Genomic DNA, 19,155 nt, shown 5'->3' with positions numbered 1-19,155 from the left:
GATCAAATAAAAACGCTGTTTCCTGATGATTGCCTGTTGGCTAAACATTTCGAGGAATCAGCGTTTTTCTCTTTTGTATGGTTATTGAGCTTGCAGCTATGTTTGCCTAGCATCGTTACTCTGCATTCGTGCAATCCAGTTCTACCATCACACCAAAGTGATCGGATACGACAGCTCCGTTTGTCCCGTCCAATGCAACTTGAGAACGTTGGACTCGCATTGGACGATTGCTGTAAATGTAATCAATGCGCAGCGGACGTTCGTTGCCTTCCCAACCAGCGATGGATTTCACTACGGTATGTCCGCCGTCTTTTTCCTCTGCGAGTGTATACGTATCATGCCAAATATGCTTCATCATATAGTCGTAGCCTTCGCCGCGAATCTCTGCCACATTGTTAAAATCGCCCAAGAAAAACACCTGATCATCCAGACACGGCGCCAGCAACTCCTCTGCTCGATCCCATTGCGGACGGAACGGTTCTACCTCATCATTCCACCAGCCAAAATGTCCATCTGCCAACCATAGCGGTTGTCCCTGATACTCCGTCTGCACCGCCAGCACTTTGCGCGTTTTGTAATGTTCATAAATATGCTGCGTAGAGACGTGACCGAGTATCGCCTCTGTCAGTGGTGTCCGCGACAAAATCGCCAATCCTTCATCCAGTCGACCTCTGGACGCCGCATGCACCGGAACCCATGTCCAATAATACACGGTCTGAAGATGCGACACTAGTATATGCGCATAGTTGTCCCGGCGAATCACTGCATCGTAATCTGCGGCAAAATAATGAGTCAGCTTCTCGACCGATAACGGCGGCTGAGCGGCAGGCTGATTGACCTCCTGCATGGCGATCAGATCAAAGGAATGCTGATCAATAAAAGCCGCCAATTCGCGGATTTTGTCCAATTGATTCTCTTCATGCCAGGCGTGCGCATTCAAGGTTAACAGTTTCATGATTCTCTCCACCTGCTCTTTCTATATCGTGTTGCCACTGTAACTTCGCTGTCTCCCATCATACCATATTCTTTTTTCCACCCGCAGAATGTAGGCAGTCTGAGCGTGAATTACGATGCCTTAACGTCAAAAACCGCTGTCAGCGGACAGCGGTCGATTCACGGATCATCAGCTGCGGACGAATGCGCATGCCCTGCGCTGATTGCTCTTGTTGATTCATTTTGTTCAATAGCAGCTCGACCGCCGAGCGGGCAATCTCGTCTGCCGGTTGACGTACTGTCGTCAGTAGCGGATGCAGCTGGGACGCAATAATCTGATCGTCATAACCGATAATCGACATGTCCTGCGGAATACGAACACCACCATTCGTCAGCGCATTGATCAGTCCAATCGCAATATAATCATCCCCGGCGAATACAGCTTCCGGCAATGTTCCCTCTCGCAACCAGCGCTGACCGATTTCATATCCAAAGCCAATACTGTACGTTCCCTGCTCTACTATCGGCTCCACTCCAGCTTCCGCCAGCGCCTGAACAAATCCGCTGCGCCGCTCACGGGTACTCAAAAACAGTTCATCCCCGCACACATGCACAATCCGCTGATGCCCCAGCTCTAGCAAATGCCGTCCAGCGATATACCCGCCATACGCATTGTCGACGGAGATCGCTTCCGCGCTATGCTGCGGCAGCTGGTTGTCGATAAGTACATACGGAATGTCCCGTTTTGCCAGTTCATCGACAAACTCTTTCTCCTCTACCGGCGAGAGTAGAATCAATCCATCAAGCCGATCCTCCTGCATCATATAATGCTCACCCTGCTCACCTAGCCCGGTCGATACCGAAATCGCTAGATAATATCCTTGCAGGGCAAGTAGATCGTTAATCTCTTTGGCAACCGAATCAAAAAAGGAATCGTGCAATGTCGTCAAAATCAATCCAATCGTGCCTGTCCGCCCGCGTGCGAGCGCGCGGCAGCACTAGGGCGATAATCTAGCTCACGGATCGCTTCCAGCACCTTGAGCCTGTTTTTCTCCCGTACCGTTCCTGCTCCGTTCAATACACGGGATACGGTCACGACAGATAATCCCGCCCGTTTAGCTACATCAAAAATACTCGGTTTCATCAGGGCATACGCTCCCATTACTAAGAATACAGGCTGGATATTTCATTTGAAACTGTATATAGGCGAATAGGTAAGAGCATCGCTGCATGTTCCGTCACAGCGTGTCATACCGTTGCTCTATGCTTGAATGCTTGTATCACTAAATGATTGCATGTGTACGTTCTTGCTTATACGTTCGTTTCCTGACTAACTCTATGTAAGAGACAACGAGTTCTATGTAAGGCACAGCCGCTAATGCCGACATGCCGTGCCTGTAGTTGTGCTTATTATACAGGAATAATGGTAAACGTTACCACTATATATCCAGATATATCGCAGCATGAGGATCACGTAAGCGATATTAGTAATGCTCGGTATTGTTCCCGCTGCTGTTCATCCAGCGGTTCCTGCCAGTGATCCAGCTCCGCGATGATGTCCGTTGCCGTTAACGCTTCCCGGCTCCATCCATTCAATCGTGCCGCGAGTAGCGATTGTAGCGCCTGCTCCCGGCTGGTAAATAGAGATTCAAGCGCTGCCAGTACATCCGGTCGACGCTGCAAATAGTATTTCTGGTGCCGCTCCTCTGCTGGATAAAAGGCAGTGCATAACTGAACTTCGGTAGATTGACGAGCTTGCTGTTCATTTTGCAGATGCTGGATGATATCCAGTTGAAACGGCTGGTCGTACAGGATGATCGAACGATATTGGCGGCTGTCCTTATAGGTGTTAATCCCTTCGGGACGATGTCGTTCCCAGAACAGTTGAAGCAATGTTTCCAGCGGCAACACGTCTGGACGATAGTCCAGCTGAATCGTTTCCGAATGATCGCCCATCTGTCGATAGACCGGGTGCGCCGTCGTTCCACCAGCATATCCGGTACAAGTATGCACTATGCCTTCCAGCGCGCCCAGCCATGCTTCCGGTCCCCAGAAGCAGCCCAATCCGAGCGTAATGCGCTGAATCGAGCTGTTGTCACTATTCGAACTGCTCTGTCTATCGTAACTCATGTATACCTCTCCCCCTCCTCTTTATTAAAGAAAAATCCTGCCCGCCTAAACAGCAGTAACAGGATGAGTATTCTCCAAATCAGAAGTCAGACAACAACAACAAAATGCCGTGATAGCACAAATATTCCAAATCCGGCACCTGATAATCTACCTGCACCATCTGCATCGCTTCCAAGAATGCGACGAGAGCGAAATCAAACTGAGAACGTTCTCATATTTTAATCGATTGTCTCGACCCGACTTCCCTTTGTTCTATACATTCATTCAACTTTGAGATACATGCAGACAAAATTCCACTTGCAGATATCATTATTAACAACAGACTTAATGCAAGATTGAGTCTGAATGAATGTATAGATAAAAATATAAAATTATTACATTTATGATATAAATTTGACAATGAATATATTTGTATAGTATTTTCTTTATAGAACATTTTGACTTGCAAATTATTTATATAATTAATTTGCAATAAACTATCATTTTCATATACCAAAATGTTTAACTTTAAATTTCAGGAGGGAAATCAGTGAATAATTTTTTCAAGAAAAGTATACCCGCAGTTGTTGTAGCATCAATGTTAAGCACTCAAGTTATTCCGTTAGCTTCAGCAAGTACATCTCAAACGCTAGTTAGTAATCAAGTCAAAAATAGTCCTATCGTAGAAACACAAAACTCTACTTCAACAAGTCAATATTCTTATACATATAATGGAGTAGAAATAGGTTCGACCATTTCATTGAATGATGAACAGTTGAAAAAATTATATGATCAAACTATAAATATTTCTCAAGGTATAAATAAAGTTACACCTTCCATTATTGATCAAGGTGGTTCACCTGGTATGACAGTAGCAGGTCCTGAGTACAAAACTTATTCTAACTATACTGAACGAAAACTTGCAGATTTGTTAGTGAGTGCTACCGTAGGTAAAATTCCATTCATTAAAAATTTAGGAACAATATCTAGTTGGGTTTTTGGAGTTGTACATGGCTGGGGGCTTAATCAAATTATACACCCAACCTATGTAGGCTCTTGGGTTACCAAATCTTATGACAATAATTCTGGCTTGTACAGATACTATCTTACAGTGGTATACTACACTAACGACTCTTTTAATAAACCAATTAAGGTTCAATATAATGAGATTGCAGCAAGTAAAGAATAAATAAGTAACATGAGTCCCTCTTAATATAATTATGAGGGACTTTCTCTAAAGGAGGTTCTACAATGAAAAGTATGCGATTAGGATTATCGAATTTTTTTGAGAGTACTGTTCATGTTTTTAAGGATAAACCCTACAAAAGTTTTTTTGATGTTGTATTTTTATCTGCCTTTCTATTTTTGTTTCCGTATGACACTCTTAAATTAGAGGGAGCATTTAGTTTTCCTCTTATGTTAATTGGACTATTTTTATTTGCTAATCTACTTATCCTATTATTAAGCAAAAAATTAGGAGATTTATTAAAATTATTTTGCGAGAAAACAAATATAAAGATTGGATACATTTATTTATTTTATGCCATTATTTTTGTTAGTATTCTTGTTTTTAGGTGAATTCTAATGAAGAGTTATTCATATCAAAAAAATAAAAAGTAAGTACTTATCGTCATATGACGATAAGTACTTACTTTTTATTTTTTACATTATTTATTCAGGTACAATTACAAATTTTTAGTTTTTGCAATCGATGTATTCAAACGAAAATAAATATTATACTTTCAAATATTCTAACCAAACATTATATAAGAACTACAGATTCACCTGTACGACTTTATCTTGTCCCGCAGTTACGCTACCAGTGTATTCTTCAACACTTTTCACCGCTTCTTGTCCATCTGGTACGATGATCGGTGTGATGACCGGATAGCCTGCCGCCTGAATATATGCAATATCAAATTCCAGCAGCAATTGCCCCTGTTTTACTTTGTCGCCGGTTGCTACGTGAGCGGTAAAGCCTTCGCCTTTGAGCGAAACGGTATCGACGCCGACATGGATGAGCACCTGTACACCAGAGCTATGTTCTACTAGCAGGGCATGGCGGGTTTTGAATAGCTGTGCGATTTTGCCATCGAATGGGGCATGTACTTTGCCCTCTTTTGGTTCAATGGCGATACCTTGTCCCATCAACTTCTCAGCGAATGCGGGATCAGGAACATTGGATAGGTCAACGGCTTGACCTGTAATCGGTGATAGTGCCTCAATCTGTTCAATCTTACCTTTTTTGAAAAATGACAGCATGGTTGCTTCCTCCTTGTGATGACGAGAGCAGATGATTGGTTACTATATGGCAGCATCACTGACGATCTGCGGTTTCATCATGTTCTGTATATAGATCTCGCTGGATTTTGGGTTCTATGATACGTGCCGCCACAAGAGCTTGTCAAATTTGACGACTTTTTACCAGAAACAAAAAAACTTACGATCCTTCTGTTTGATTTTCGTAAAAAAGAATGGCGGTGTACCGCTGTGAGGCAGTATGAGACAGCATGTGTACGTATATTTCAAATAAAAACACTCATTTACAGCACAATGCTATGTATTGGAACGTGAGACACGATATTAGGCAAGATGTACCTGTTGGTTTACCTGATGAATCCATCTCCTTGTGCTTGTTCACCAATAAGTTAATTTCATTTTGAAAAAAAGATGATATACTAGATGTATATAGAAAGGACGGATGATGATGAAAATTTCTAGTTCCCGGCAGACGCGGGTGTCGGAGCGTTTGAGCGTGCTGGTTGAGCTGTTTGTAGTCTTTTTCAAGATTGGACCAGCGACCTTTGGCGGTGGGTATGCGATGATTCCGATGATTGAACGCGAGGTGGTGGAGCGGCGACGTTGGATGGAACAGCAGGAGATGAATGATCTGCTATCAGTTGCTGGTTCGGCACCCGGTGGGGTAGGCGTGAATGCGTCTGCTTTTGTCGGTTACCGGATGGCAGGCATTGGTGGGGCGATTGCAGCGACGCTAGGCATTACGCTGCCGACCTTTTTGATCGTATTCGGATTGAGTCTGTTTTACTCGTTCTTCCAGAATGAGCCGAAGGTACAGGCGGCATTCCAAGGTATCCGTGGTGCGGTCATCGGGCTGATTGCTGTCGCTGCGTACCGGATGGGCAGGAATTCACTGTTTGACTGGACGACGATTGTCGTAGCTGCCGGATCGCTAATGATTCTACTGCTGACTGGTCTGAATCCAGTGTTCCTGATCCTTGCTGGGCTGGTCATCGGCTGGGTCGTGATTCGCGTAAAACAAGCGCTTGGTTTACAAACACGTACGGAAAAGCAACGTCATGCGAATGCATCGTCACAGGCGTATATTGAATATTATATTTAAGAAGGTGTACCCATGCTGGTATGGCAGCTATTTTTATCTTTTTTGAAAATTGGATTTGTTTCCTTTGGCGGCGGTTATGCAGTCATTCCACTGATTCAGCATGATGCGGAGCAATTCGGCTGGATGAGTGCGGATACGTTTCGCCAGACGGTATCCATTGCGGGCATGGCGCCTGGTTCGATTGCAACGAACAGCGCCACACTCATCGGCTATGATGTCGCCGGGATTGCTGGGGCGTTTGCCGCAACGACCGGGATCGTCTTGCCATCGCTGGTGCTGGTCATTACACTGGCAGGGCTATTTTACCGATTAGGCAGCAGCCGTATGGTGAAGTCATACTTTTACGGATTACGTCCGATTGTGACCGGGCTGATCGTCTACGCAGCGATCCATTTTGGAATAGGTAACGGCTGGGATGCACTGCTGCAATGGAAAACATGGCTAACACTACTCATCGGCGCCGGTGTATTTCTGGCGATTATTAAATACAAAGCACATCCTTTACTGGTCATCCTCGGCTCAGCGATCATGGGCATTGTATTATTTTAAAAGAGGTATAACCCGGCTCCTATAGCTGCGGTTATACCTCTTTTGTATGATATGGTGGATTGTGATGCGTCCAAAATAAGCGAACTTTAACGAGCTACTGTGAATTAGAGCTTGGTATCGTTCTGCAACAGCATGACCGCTTCCAGCAGCACATTCACGCCCTGTGCGCATTCTTCATACGATGTAAATTCCTCTTCACAGTGACTCTTGCCGTTCACACTCGGTACGAATACCATTGCCGACGGCAGGAAATCAGCTACAAACTGCGCATCGTGTCCCGCGCCGCTTGCCATCGTTTTGTGTGAATATCCGAGCGTCTGCACTGCCTGTTGCAGCGTAGCACACACCTGCTCGTCAAACCAGACGGTATCGCGATTCCATAGCCGCGTTGCCTTCACCTCGCAGCCGCTCTGTTGCTTCGGTAGCGCATGAATGATCTCCTCGACCTGCCGCACAATCTGCTCGTCCTTATGCCGTGCTTCCAGCGTGAAGACGACCCGGTTCGGAATGACGGTGTGGATATTCGGATACACATTGGCACGCCCCATCGTATACACCAGTTCCGAATCCAGCGGCTCTAGCTGCTCTCGCAATATCGTCACCAGATCGTTCATAGCAAAAAAGGCATCTCGCCGCATATCCATCGGAGTTGTTCCCGCATGATCCGATTCGCCAATCACTTCAATCTCATAACAAACCATGCCAACCACACAATCCACCAGCCCAATGCTCAGCTGCTCTCGCTCCAGTACCGGTCCTTGCTCAATATGTAGCTCTAGATAGGCGGTCGCTTCTTTGATCCGGTTGGCGACATCGCCGGCATACCCGCTCTGTTCCAGCGCTTCACCGAATGTGATCCCGTCGGGATCGGTTTTGTTCAGCATGATTGCCTTATCAAAGCGTCCTGCCAACACACCAGAAGCCATCATCGACGGCTCAAAGCGCGCACCTTCTTCATTAGTAAAATTCATAATCGTAATAGGAATGCGCGGCTGAATGCCGTAATCCTTCATTGTGCGCACGATCTCAAGCCCCGCCAGCACGCCAAGTATACCATCAAAGCACCCGCCTTTTTTGACAGTATCCATATGCGACCCGATCACAATCGGCGGTGCTTGTTCTGTACCTGCCAGTGTCGCGTACATGCAGCCCATATCGTCCACAACAACCTGCATCCCCAGCTCCTCACAACACTCCCGAAAATACTGACGCACCGCAATATCCTGCTCGCTCAGCGCCAGCCGGGTGACCCCGTTCTGCTCGGTACGTCCGTAATCTGCGAATCGCTCAATCGTCTGCTCCAATCGCTGCACATTGACCAACCATTGTTGCTGTTGCTTCATCTGTATCACTCCGCTCTCCAGATTTGGGATGCCGAAACGCAAGGTCCCGCCGATTTCCATATCTTCTATACTAAAGCAATCGTTGTGAATGTCATTTGACAAAATGTAATATTTCCAGTGCAAACCTTTTGAAATCAGGTGAAAAATCGCGCCAGCTGTGCTATTCTAAAATATTAGTAGTGTGTAAAATCCGGTTTCGCCAGTATCATGTCCATTTTCGACAGCTGGCAGGCTTCTGAACGATCACCGGATCACGGAAATATCCATAACCGAATGATATAATCTACGCGCCGCACTATATTGTGTTTTTATCCCAGGGAGGTTTATGTTAACGCCATGCTCATTATTGGTATTGCCGGTGGCACCGGTTCAGGCAAAACAACAGTCGCACGCTCGGTCATTGAACGCTTGAGTGCAGGCAAGGAAGTCACGTTTATTTCGCAGGACAATTATTACAAGGATCATACGCATCTGAATCTGGAAGAACGCGCGCTGATCAACTATGATCACCCGTTTGCCTTTGACAATGAGCTGCTGATCCAACATCTCGGCGAGCTGAAGCAAGGTCAGGTCGCACATGCGCCGGTGTATAATTTTACGATGCATGCACGCTTTACTGACCAGACATTGGAATTGCAGCCGAACAATATCGTTATTATCGAAGGGCTGCATGTATTGTCCGACGAGAAACTGCGGGAACAGCTGGATATCAAAGTATTCGTCGATACCGACCCGGATGTTCGCATCCTGCGCCGTGTATTGCGCGATATCGAAGAACGCGGACGTAGCATCCAGTCGATTCATCAGCAATATCTGACGACGGTTAAGCCGATGCACGAAGCATTCATCGAGCCTTCCAAAAAGTATGCCGACCTGATTATTCCTGAAGGTGGACATAACGAAGTTGGTATTCAACTGCTGTCGATCCTCACAGAAAAATATCTGTCCGGCGAACAATGGACAGGTGTAAAAAGAACCGACTGAGTAGAGCAATCATTCACGTATATACTGGCAGGCTCTGAGCGAGCCTGCTTTTTGTTTGCCTTTCCTCATTCGTTTTGCTATTTCCGAGAGGCTCCGCTACAATTTGGATATTGTCTGTCACGTTGAAGATGGCAGACCGCTTGTTCACGGTATAAAGGAGGACGTTCCATTGGATAGGAAAATTGTCGCCATCGACATGGATGATACGCTGTGCCATCTACTGCCGCGGGCGATTCATTATCATAATGCGCTGTATCCCGATCTGCTGCTCAGTATGGAGCAGATTGTGAATTTTGATATGAGCCGCATCTGGCATCACGAATGCTCGGAGGAGATCTTTTTCGGGCGACCGGGCTTGTATGAGGAATTGGAGATTTTTGATGAATATACGATTGGCGAAGTGGAGAAAATCCATGCCAAGCACGATCTGATCATCGTTACCGCTGCGCGCCCATCATCTGTACCGGAAAAGTGGCGCTGGTTGCAGCAGCATTTGCCGTTTATTACGTACGATAATTTCTTTGTCGCCAAACGCAAATACCTGTTGGAATTCGATCTGCTAATCGACGACGGTCCGCATAATCTGCTCGCCGCGCGTGACGCTGGCAAACAGACGATTGGCATTCCGCGCCCGTGGAACCAGCCGATCCAGTCCGAATTTGTCATGAAGGATTCATGGCAGGGCATGAGTGAGCTGGTGGATGAGATTTTGAACGGAAAATCGTAGTATGATGTGTGAACGATTGGTGTAAACAGACTCATGATAGCGGCAAACTAGTATGAGTACAGTTAGAACAACGATAAAAGCCGCTGTCCTTTGGGAGGAACAGCGGCTTTGTGTTGCATGATTGCAATATAGAGATTGTACGTTTCCAACGATATCTTCTCTGTGCTTATTGAAATTGTGCCGTGAAATATCGGTATAGCACCTGTGTGCCTTTCTCGTCATATCCTTGCTGGGACAGCTGTTGATAGACCGACTCTGCCAATGCAAGTCCCGGCGTATCCAATCCCATCTCTTTTGCCGAGTTCAGGGCGATGCCCATATCCTTAATAAAATGCTTCACATAAAAGCCCGGCTCAAAATCGCCCTTGATCATACGTGGACCGAGGTTGCTGAGCGACCAGCTGCCTGCTGCGCCAGTGGCGATACTTTTCAGCACCGTTTCCGCATCCAGACCAGCGAATTTGGCATACGCCAGCGCTTCGCATACACCAAGCATATTGGAGGCGATGGCGATCTGGTTACACATTTTCGTATGTTGACCAGCGCCGGGACCGCCTTGCAGCACGATGTTGGTGCCCATCTTTTCCAGCAATGGCTGAATCTCTGCAAATGCTGCCTGCTCGCCGCCCACCATAATCGACAGACGGGCTTCGCGCGCACCCACATCGCCGCCGGATACCGGAGCGTCAAACGCATGAATGCCCTTGTCCTTTGCCAGCTCGGCGATCCGCTGTGCCAGCTGTGGACTGGATGTAGTCATATCGATCACATACGAGCCAGAGGCGGCATTGTTCAGAATACCGTCTTGACCGAGATAAATGTCCTCTACATCCTGCGGATAGCCGACCATCGTGATAATCACGTTACTTGCCGATGCCAGCTTGCCCGGCGATTCATGCCAGATTGCGCCCTCATCCACCAATTCCTGCGCCGAAGCTGCGGTGCGTGTATACACATGCAGCGGATAGCCCGCTTCCTTGAGATGACGCGCCATGCTTTTGCCCATCACACCAATACCGATAAAACCTACTGCCGTTTCTGCCGGATTCATTGCCACTGTGATTGCCTCCTTGATTGATGTTTGCTTTGCCGATTGTGTTCATCGATTGATGATGTGTTCCTGTATGTCGCTGTCCATTATACCATTTTATATGGAGATCATAGACGGAGCAAAGGTGTAGGTCATGTGCGGATTAGCACAGATTCATGCTTGCAGTGGCGTTTGGATCATCCGAAACGTTATTGGTATGCGCCAATTGTAACGGTGGATGATGGTACCCATGCTTTGCCGTCGCGATCCGAAGTGCCTTTGAGAATATCGTTCCACACGCCGCTATTCCGTGCGGGTGACGTGGCTTGCAGGTGAAAATCGGCTTTGCTTGTATTGATAAATTGCGGTGCTGCCTGACGAGAATGGGCATCCTGCTTGCTTGCCTTTTGATATGCTGGTAGCCCTTCGTACGCATCGCCCTGCCAGATCCAATAGGCGGTGTCAACGTTAGCATTCAGCGTGTACAGATTGTAATCGACTTTGTTGTTGCTGGATGGATAATCGTTGCGAATCAGTACGCCCGATGCGGATGACACCATAATGTTGTTGAGCACGGTATTGCCGGAGGTGCCGTACTGAATCAGCAATTGCCCAGCTCCATCGCCGCTCTCACTAGACAATGTATCATTGCCGAACAGCGTATTGTTAATAATAACTGAGCCAGTTGTCGTACCTCGTTCTTCGTCATATCCGCCAAAAGCGATGCCGGTATAGCGATTCTCGTAAACGACATTGCTGCGCACGGTAATATCCTTCGTCACTTTGCCCTTGTGTTCTGATGCCAGCTCGATGCCGATATCGTTCGCATAGCTGGTATTGCGTTCAATGACAATACTTTTGCCACCATCCACATAGATGCCGCCTGCGCAGTTGCAATTGTTCGGTAGCTTTTTGCCATACGATGGGTTCTGGTTGGCGGAGATGTTGTATACGGTATTGCCAGCGATGGTGCCGTTGCGTGCAGCATCGTACTGGTCATTGGGCGATGTACCTTCGTAGCCGATCACGTCGATGCCAATATTGTCGCTATCATGGACAGCATTGTTCGTAACCTCAAATTGCTCTACATTGCCGTTAATAACCATCGCTTCGCTGGAGCCAAGTACCAGATTGTACAGTTCATTGCCGCTGATAGTTAACTGCTGAATGGAAGCTGGCGCTGCTGTGCCGTACACAGCGATACCATGCGCATCCCGTCCCGACAAATCACTGCCTGCCGGTGTAGCAGTATTACGGATGTTGTAGACCTTGTTGTTAAGCAAGCTGATCTTCTTCCCGGCACCGTGTACATACATACCCACCGGTACATTATCGCGGCTGGTCGTCGTATAATTGCGAACTGACAAGCCGTTAATGGTAATATAGCTGGCATTGTTCAGTTCGATCAGCCCTTGGATGCCGTCTACGCTCAGACCGGTGCCATCCAGAATCGGTTGTTCCTTGTTATAGTTTGTAAAGGTAATAGCGCCCGCGCTCGCCGAACCGGAGCGGGTAATGTTTAGTCGTTCGCGGTACGTACCGGAGCGAATATAGATCGTGCTGCCTGCTTCGGCATGATCTGCGGCGTATTGCAGCGTGCGCCATGGTGATTGCAATGTGCCGCTATTGGTATCTTTGCCAGTAGGAGCGACGTAATGAGCAGCCGGCGCTGCGTATGCCTGTTCAGATGCTCTGGATTGCAGCATCCATGCAGTTAGCAGTACGATTGCCGCCAAGATGGTTCCTGTGATCCATGTAATTCTTCGTTGTATTCCCGTGCTGTGCTTCGACATGTGACACCTTCCCCTGATAAGATGATCAAGCAATTTATCATTGAAATCTGTTGTTCGTATTGCTGGCTGAGATGACGGAGTGGTCATGCATAGTGGATGACGAACAATTTCTGTTATTATAATTGTAACGGCATCTGTGGAATTTACATATGTTTTTTGAATAATCTTTGGTAAATGGTTTCTATTTTGATGAGGAAAGGCAGTGAATCGGATGCTTTCTGTTCTGGCAAGTATTATGGTCGCTCTGGTAGCGATTGAGCATTTGTATATTTTGGTAATGGAGATGTTTTTGTGGACTACGCCGCGTGTGATGAAGACGTTCGGTACAACGCCAGAGCTGGCACAATCCACCTCGTCGATGGCAGCGAATCAAGGGCTGTACAACGGCTTTCTCGCCGCAGGTCTGATCTGGTCGCTACTGCATCCGAATGATGGATTTGCCCACCAACTGGCGATCTTCTTCCTACTCTGTGTCATTGTGGCGGCGCTGTATGGCGGGCTGAGTGTGAAACGCTCTATCCTGCTGATGCAGGGATTGCCAGCGTTGATGGCACTCATTCTGGTGCTGGTCAGCTGATGGCTAATCGTTAGCTTCTATTGAGGAAACGGTAGATCAAGCGATTGATCATTCCGTGATTTCCAAGCCGCCTGTACATTTTTATAGAAAATATACAGCAAAAAGACCGGTATCTTCCGCAAGATGGGAATTTCCGGTCTTTTTATATTTATCACTAAACCGTTTTCATTTCAACCTCAGCAACGTATAATAGATTTACAGCATTTCCCATATTCAATAGTGCTCTACCTACATACTATGCTCACTGGAGGTCGTGCGAATGCAGCAAGCGATACAGATCTACGTCAAGAAGCAGCTGATCTGGGATGTGCTGATGATTATTCTGTTTGTGATCATTATGCCGGTCTGGATGAAGGCTCCGCTGCGGGAAGCGATGGTGCTGGCAGCTGTGATTTTACCATTTATCGCCGCGATCGGCATCTGGAGTCAGCATCATTTTATGAAGCGACAACGTCAGACCTCGTCGGAGGAATAGATCGTATCAACGTGTCATGCTGTCCCGCTTGATCTCGTCGATGAGCGCCATCAGCTCGCCACGCTTCCAGACGACGAATCGGTACTCCGTTCCATTCGCCACAATAATACGCATACCGTTTGGCACTAGCCCTAGCGTATTGCGCTTGCCCATCTGTACAATATCCTCGATCCAAATATCGACCGGACCGGTCTGCACATTCAGCGCATGCGCCTTGAATACGATGCGCTGATTCGTAATCTGCATGAAGCCACCGACCGCTTCGATCCCTTTGAACAGATTCGCCATAATATTCTTTTTGACGACATACTCACCGGGTAACAATTCCATACCTATAACCTCCATTTATGTACATACAGGCGAAGCGGCATCCTCTACGCCGTTTCGCCTGCTGTGTATTGCAATATACTTGCTAAATAATTCGATGTTGTAACCACTTGTTCCCGTAGAAGCGCTTGAGGAAGATCGCTCCCCGTACACCCCATTCCAGATCCATCGCCAACCAGACGCCGAGTACGCCCCAGCCCAGAACCACGCCGAATATATAACCCATGACGACGCGGAACAGCCACATGGATAGCATCGAGATCATGGAGGTAAACTTGGCATCGCCCGCCGCCCGCAGTGCAGATGGCGTAATAAACGAAATTGACCATAGCGGAATCTGCACCAGCGTATTGACCAGCAGCACGATAAAGATCTCGTCCACGATCTCTGCCGGTGGATCGAACAAGGAGATTAACGGATGGAACAACGGTAAAATAATGAGCCCCATCACGATAAATGACATCGACGACAGCACCAGAAAGGACTTCGTAAACTTGCGCGCCTCCTGCACATTGCCGCTCCCGATACAAATACCGACGACCGTAATTACCGTCAGCGACAACGCATTGGCGGGAATCTGCATCGCTCCAGCAAGCGCCGAACAGATGGCATTGACTGCAATCGCATACGTACCCATGCCAACGATAAAGATCTGAGTCAGAATTTTACCGCCGTTGAAGAACATCTGCTCCGTCGCAAATGGGAAGCCGATAAACAGGATTTTGCGGAACATCTCCCATTTCACTTTAAACAGCTCGCGCATACGTACCTTGAGGTTGACGTCCATTTTGAACAGATAATACAGCGCGCAGACCGCACCGCCATACCGGGCGATATTGAGCGCAATCGTCATACCGAGTACGCCCAGTCCCAATCCGTGAATAAACAGGAAATTGAGCAGCACGTACAGCACATTCATAATGAGCGACAGCATGAGCGATGCACGCGTACTGCCAACTCCACGCAGCGCTCCACAGATCGCTTCCACAATCGCAATCCCGGCAAACGAAATACAGCTACCGATTAGATACGTGCGCGCATGGCTCATCACATCCGCTTCCGCCGAGCCGAATAGCAGATTCAGCAGCGGCACATGCAGTGCAATGCCGAAGATACCGACCACGACACCGAGCAGCGTCACGACCGAAACGGCGCTTGCGCTCGCTTCGGATACCTTTTTCACATTGCCATTGCCCTTGTACTGGGCAACGACAACCGTGCCGCCCGTAGCGACCGCGATAAAAATACTAAACAGGAAAATATTCAGCGAATCGATCATATTGACCGCACTGACCGCCGATACTCCGGCGGAGCTGATCATCGCTGTATTGATCAGATTGAGTCCCATAATAAACGCCTGATCAATCAGAATCGGAATGAACAGCGCGATAATCTGTCTGTAATGCATCGTAGTCCCGGAGAAATATTTGTCCAGTATCCGGTGACCCCACTTCCAGCGTATAGCTTCTTCCATCATGGATTCACTTCTTTTTTTGTTAAAATTGGTTGTTGCTCTCGTTCACGTTTATCCGACGGGTTTGCAGATGCTGCGATGATCTATTTAACCTGTCGCAATCAGGCTCTATTTGTTATTGTCGTTCTCTATATTAAGACGATTATCAGCATTTATGAAGAGTAAAATGGAATGTTCTGAAATTATTTCTTCCAGTCATGCCTGCGATGATCCTTATCAAGCTTCAGGATGACGATCTTTGAACACAGACGTGTCGATTCCACCTGCCTGCATCTTGCGGTCACCTTCCTGCTGGATCAGGTCCTTGAGATGAGACAATACCGGATCAAAGTCAGTATGTCGTCCCAGCATAAAGGTCATCCCCTGCTCGACAGGCAACCACGTATCCAGCGCCGCTTCATTGTGCTGCAATTGCGCTTCCAGCTTGTCCAGCGCATTGGCAACCTGTGCTTCATAGGTCGCTTTCTGTTCAAATTCAAACCATAGCTCATAAAATTGACGACCATTCTCGCCGCCAACCAGATCGCGGATATATGCAATCGCTGCAATCTCATTCGCTTGTTTGATGGCTTTGCGCTCTGGATTGTCCATCGTCTCAAAGGCAGGGACATCGCTGGCACGGGCTTCGACGAGATCGTGGATGATCAGCATTTTGAGCAGCCGCTCCATCTGAACAGGCTGTGGTAAATGCGGCTCGACCGCCATCGCCAGCAGCGTCAGCATCCACGTATGCTCCGCTACACTTTCCCGGCGTCCATCGGACAACCAGCTATGCCGCAGCTCCATTTTCAGCTTTTCACCGAGTTTGAACAATTCCAGTACATGTCCCAAATCCATCTCTCTACCACCCTTTCACCGATTGCGCTGTATTGCCGAATTGCTGTAATATCCTTATGTACCAACGAACAGCTCCTATCCTGTCTGGACAAAAAGAAAAACTCTTCTGCAAGAGAAGAGTTTCGCTAGTAACACTATAATGCGGTCGAGAGGACTCGAACCTCCACGGGGGTAAGCCCACACGGACCTGAACCGTGCGCGTCTGCCAATTCCGCCACGACCGCAAATGATTAGGTGATTGATTTCGCAACCACAAGAAAGATCATACCATGTATGCGAGAAGGGCGCAAGCATTTTTTAAGATTATTTTTCAAGCGCTTACTATCGTGTATATTCCTATATTTCCGCTGACATGGGCGACTCATAACAAGCTATACATCCAGTAATAATATTCATTCCATGTTCGCGTCTCGCCCTCCTGCACATATTCCAGCCGAATGGTCAATTGCTCCTTGCCCGCCGTATAACGAACCGGAATCTCAAATTCGTCGTCCAGCCAGCGTTTATACGGATTACGGTCGGCGACGTACCAGCTACGTTCCTGCACCTGCTGACCGTCTACATACACAAGCGCCCGCTGTCTCCCAATCATCTGGTCAGAGCGTCGGCGCAGACGTACACCGTCATTGTCTGGCGATATCGACATGACGAATTGACTCCAGCCTTCTGTTTCGTGCCCTGTATCCGCGATACGTAGATCGTCGGCAGCGCCCTCGTAGCTGGATTCCAGCGTACAATATCCGCGACTGCCCTCTCTACGATAATCGTGAATGCCCTCAGATGCTTTGTTACCGATATCCAATTCATCGGTCAGCACCATCCCATTCTCATCCTGCCCGTAATACAGCAAAATGCCCGAATGCCGCAAATACTGATTGTTATACTCCCCCGATTCGATGCCAAATATCAATTCTTGCCGAAACGGATAACAATCGCCGCTGCATAGCCGCACCATCGACCACGGATTGTCCGGTAATCCGTCATAAGCGGTAGCCGGATTCATCTCTGGCGGCGTCGGAAAGCCCCAGCCATAATTCACCCAGCTCTCCGAACCGTCGCTCTCCACCTGCGGTGTCGCATTACCGTCGATATAGACACGCACATCCCCTTCACAGCTAATGATACCCGGTGTACGTGCAAATGCCGTCACCTGCCCTGCCACCAGATGTCCACGCCCAGTGATGCGCCCGATGATACTATCCTGCCCCTGACGAGCTTGTAATGGATAATAGGCAGACGTACGGAAGTACCCGGTATCATGCTGCGGATACAGCTGTTCATTGGCCGCTGTATACACAATCTCCCACTGCGCAAAGTCCACGTCCTCACTCCCGCGATTGTCCAGCTGGATATGCGCTCCACTCCAATATGGCATCGGCAAATACTGATACCACTGTCCATCCTCGCGCTGTCCATGCGAGAGAATCCCAATCCGGTTATACCCTAATTCATTACCGAAAAAAGCCCCCAATGGACATGCCACATCCGGCTGCTCATGCTCGTCCCAATGCGCCACGATCCAGATATCATGAAGCAATGAGCGCGGAATCTCTACCGTAGAATCCTCATGCCAGCGTGCCGTCATAGATACAATACTGCCCGGCTCGCACTGCTTCAACACGGTTACTGCCTGTCCAGCCGGAAGATGTAGCTGTTCCAGTGTCACCGTTTGCCCCTCAACTTGCGGCTTCGGATCGTCGCCTACATGCTCCCACTGCTGTAACAACTCACTGTAATCTTCTTGTCCCGTAAAGGTCGAAATCCCCTGTGCACTAGCATACGTATGGTATATTACATGCCCCCAGCCGCCGTCGCCTTTGGCAGCACCCTTCAAACGAATATCCGTCGTAATCCGACAGGACCTTGCAAACGGCATCGGCACAAAACTGCGTACTACCCGAATCGGTCCCCTTCCGTTATCGTCTGGTCCCATATATTGATCCGCCAGCGGTGCTAGAAACGGTGCCTTCTGTCCAAACTCCGCATGCCGAATCTGAAAGCGCGGCTCCTCTTCCCCGTCAAAATAAAAGAAAAACGTCGGCTCCTCGCTGTCCGGGTACCGATGCTGCACCAGATTGTACACGCACCCCGGTCCATCTACATCGAAGATCACCCACTCCTTGCCTTCCTTATACAGCCACCAATCCCAATCGGCATTAAAGCCCTGCTTGTCGATACTGCCTTCATAACGTACCTGCACATCCTTCCGCAGCCGAGGTAGCAGATCCAAGCGCAGCAGACTGTCGATGCCTGCTGACACGGCGGAAGTTACAGCAGGATCTGCCGTATTACCTCCTGCTGATACACCAGACTCTACCGAATCAACTACTATTGAATCAGACCTATCGTTGTTGCCTTGTACTGCATGAGAAGTTGCCGAGTTCAACACACCTGTTTCTGTATGCTCAATAGACTTCGTTTCCGTTACATGTTCCTTCATCTCTCTCACCTCTACCACCGCGTTTCTTCCTAAAATGCAACATCGCCGCAGGGCACATCCGCAGCCATGATGTTGGCGGCGAATCGCTCTGCGGCGATGGCTTTATGGCTCATTATAAAGAAGGAAGCGACGTACGAGATTGAAGGATTTTCAGATTACATTGAACAATTTGCTGGTTTTGCTGAGTACGGATGCT

Annotated in this window: 20 protein-coding genes and 1 tRNA gene; 8 read left to right on the top strand and 13 right to left on the bottom strand. The window is 48.0% G+C overall.

What is annotated here, in order from left to right; genetic code table 11:
* Positions 1-115: 115 nt before the first annotated feature.
* The 4 genes from ACE3MZ_RS01020 to ACE3MZ_RS01005 all read right to left on the bottom strand — a co-directional run bounded on the left by ACE3MZ_RS01020 (position 116) and on the right by ACE3MZ_RS01005 (position 3,063).
* Positions 116-955 (bottom strand): endonuclease/exonuclease/phosphatase family protein, encoded by an 840-nt coding sequence (locus ACE3MZ_RS01020; protein ID WP_411344707.1) that lies wholly within the window; start codon positions 953-955, stop codon positions 116-118.
* A 139-nt stretch (positions 956-1,094) separates the two neighbouring features.
* The gene (locus ACE3MZ_RS01015) at positions 1,095-1,883 is read right to left on the bottom strand and encodes a LacI family DNA-binding transcriptional regulator (protein WP_411344706.1); all 789 of its coding nucleotides are present in this window, start codon (positions 1,881-1,883) and stop codon (positions 1,095-1,097) included.
* Between the two features lie 2 nt (positions 1,884-1,885).
* Positions 1,886-2,077, bottom strand: a complete 192-nt coding sequence (locus ACE3MZ_RS01010; protein WP_411344705.1) for a LacI family DNA-binding transcriptional regulator — start codon at positions 2,075-2,077, stop codon at positions 1,886-1,888.
* Positions 2,078-2,403: 326 nt separating this feature from the next.
* Complete coding sequence (locus tag ACE3MZ_RS01005; protein WP_411344704.1) at positions 2,404-3,063, bottom strand: peptide-methionine (S)-S-oxide reductase; 660 nt, start codon at positions 3,061-3,063, stop codon at positions 2,404-2,406.
* A gap of 529 nt (positions 3,064-3,592) precedes the next feature.
* Between ACE3MZ_RS01005 and ACE3MZ_RS01000 the strand changes: the two genes are divergently transcribed.
* A complete protein-coding gene (locus ACE3MZ_RS01000; RefSeq protein WP_411344703.1) occupies positions 3,593-4,231 on the top strand; it encodes a hypothetical protein in 639 nt (212 codons plus the stop codon).
* A 62-nt stretch (positions 4,232-4,293) separates the two neighbouring features.
* Positions 4,294-4,620 carry a hypothetical protein gene (locus tag ACE3MZ_RS00995; protein WP_411344702.1) on the top strand — a complete coding sequence of 109 codons (327 nt, stop codon included), beginning with the start codon at positions 4,294-4,296 and terminating at the stop codon, positions 4,618-4,620.
* 195 nt (positions 4,621-4,815) lie between these two features.
* On the opposite strand, the gene ACE3MZ_RS00990 is transcribed toward ACE3MZ_RS00995, so the two are convergent.
* Positions 4,816-5,304: a PTS glucose transporter subunit IIA gene (locus ACE3MZ_RS00990; RefSeq protein ID WP_411344701.1), complete on the bottom strand. Its 489-nt coding sequence runs from the start codon at positions 5,302-5,304 to the stop codon at positions 4,816-4,818.
* Positions 5,305-5,749: 445 nt separating this feature from the next.
* On the opposite strand from ACE3MZ_RS00990, the gene ACE3MZ_RS00985 reads away from it, so the two are divergent.
* Positions 5,750-6,403, top strand: coding sequence for a chromate transporter (locus tag ACE3MZ_RS00985; protein ID WP_411344700.1), 654 nt, complete (start codon positions 5,750-5,752; stop codon positions 6,401-6,403).
* 12 nt (positions 6,404-6,415) lie between these two features.
* Positions 6,416-6,952 (top strand): chromate transporter, encoded by a 537-nt coding sequence (locus tag ACE3MZ_RS00980; protein ID WP_411344699.1) that lies wholly within the window; start codon positions 6,416-6,418, stop codon positions 6,950-6,952.
* Between the two features lie 104 nt (positions 6,953-7,056).
* Here ACE3MZ_RS00980 and ACE3MZ_RS00975 read toward each other — a convergent pair whose 3' ends face one another.
* Positions 7,057-8,295: a Zn-dependent hydrolase gene (locus ACE3MZ_RS00975; protein WP_411344698.1), complete on the bottom strand. Its 1,239-nt coding sequence runs from the start codon at positions 8,293-8,295 to the stop codon at positions 7,057-7,059.
* A 336-nt stretch (positions 8,296-8,631) separates the two neighbouring features.
* On the opposite strand from ACE3MZ_RS00975, the gene udk reads away from it, so the two are divergent.
* Together udk and ACE3MZ_RS00965 are read left to right on the top strand one after the other, a co-directional pair.
* Positions 8,632-9,279, top strand: coding sequence for a uridine kinase (udk, locus tag ACE3MZ_RS00970; RefSeq protein WP_411344697.1), 648 nt, complete (start codon positions 8,632-8,634; stop codon positions 9,277-9,279).
* Positions 9,280-9,448: 169 nt separating this feature from the next.
* Positions 9,449-10,006 (top strand): 5' nucleotidase, NT5C type, encoded by a 558-nt coding sequence (locus tag ACE3MZ_RS00965; protein WP_411344696.1) that lies wholly within the window; start codon positions 9,449-9,451, stop codon positions 10,004-10,006.
* 166 nt (positions 10,007-10,172) lie between these two features.
* Here ACE3MZ_RS00965 and ACE3MZ_RS00960 read toward each other — a convergent pair whose 3' ends face one another.
* Both ACE3MZ_RS00960 and ACE3MZ_RS00955 read right to left on the bottom strand, forming a co-directional pair.
* Entirely contained in the window at positions 10,173-11,057 is an 885-nt protein-coding gene (locus ACE3MZ_RS00960; protein ID WP_411346657.1) for an NAD(P)-dependent oxidoreductase, read from the bottom strand.
* 188 nt (positions 11,058-11,245) lie between these two features.
* Complete coding sequence (locus ACE3MZ_RS00955) at positions 11,246-12,829, bottom strand: DUF5123 domain-containing protein (RefSeq protein ID WP_411344695.1); 1,584 nt, start codon at positions 12,827-12,829, stop codon at positions 11,246-11,248.
* Positions 12,830-13,040: 211 nt separating this feature from the next.
* On the opposite strand from ACE3MZ_RS00955, the gene ACE3MZ_RS00950 reads away from it, so the two are divergent.
* Positions 13,041-13,406, top strand: a complete 366-nt coding sequence (locus tag ACE3MZ_RS00950; RefSeq protein ID WP_411346656.1) for a DUF1304 domain-containing protein — start codon at positions 13,041-13,043, stop codon at positions 13,404-13,406.
* Positions 13,407-13,665: 259 nt separating this feature from the next.
* Positions 13,666-13,881 (top strand): hypothetical protein, encoded by a 216-nt coding sequence (locus ACE3MZ_RS00945; protein ID WP_411344694.1) that lies wholly within the window; start codon positions 13,666-13,668, stop codon positions 13,879-13,881.
* Between the two features lie 6 nt (positions 13,882-13,887).
* On the opposite strand, the gene ACE3MZ_RS00940 is transcribed toward ACE3MZ_RS00945, so the two are convergent.
* From ACE3MZ_RS00940 to ACE3MZ_RS00920, 5 genes are all read right to left on the bottom strand, one after another.
* Complete coding sequence (locus ACE3MZ_RS00940; RefSeq protein WP_411344693.1) at positions 13,888-14,211, bottom strand: GRAM domain-containing protein; 324 nt, start codon at positions 14,209-14,211, stop codon at positions 13,888-13,890.
* 82 nt (positions 14,212-14,293) lie between these two features.
* Positions 14,294-15,685 (bottom strand): MATE family efflux transporter, encoded by a 1,392-nt coding sequence (locus ACE3MZ_RS00935; protein WP_411344692.1) that lies wholly within the window; start codon positions 15,683-15,685, stop codon positions 14,294-14,296.
* A 213-nt stretch (positions 15,686-15,898) separates the two neighbouring features.
* Complete coding sequence (locus ACE3MZ_RS00930; RefSeq protein ID WP_411344691.1) at positions 15,899-16,519, bottom strand: HD domain-containing protein; 621 nt, start codon at positions 16,517-16,519, stop codon at positions 15,899-15,901.
* Between the two features lie 140 nt (positions 16,520-16,659).
* Positions 16,660-16,743: transfer RNA gene (locus tag ACE3MZ_RS00925), tRNA-Leu, on the bottom strand.
* Positions 16,744-16,880: 137 nt separating this feature from the next.
* Positions 16,881-18,977: a DUF2961 domain-containing protein gene (locus tag ACE3MZ_RS00920; RefSeq protein ID WP_411344690.1), complete on the bottom strand. Its 2,097-nt coding sequence runs from the start codon at positions 18,975-18,977 to the stop codon at positions 16,881-16,883.
* Between the last annotated feature and the right edge of the window lie 178 nt (positions 18,978-19,155).

It is taken from the genome of Paenibacillus sp. WLX1005, from assembly GCF_046603685.1.
Classification (GTDB): domain Bacteria; phylum Bacillota; class Bacilli; order Paenibacillales; family Paenibacillaceae; genus Saccharibacillus.
This window is presented reverse-complemented; position numbering and strand designations above follow the sequence as displayed.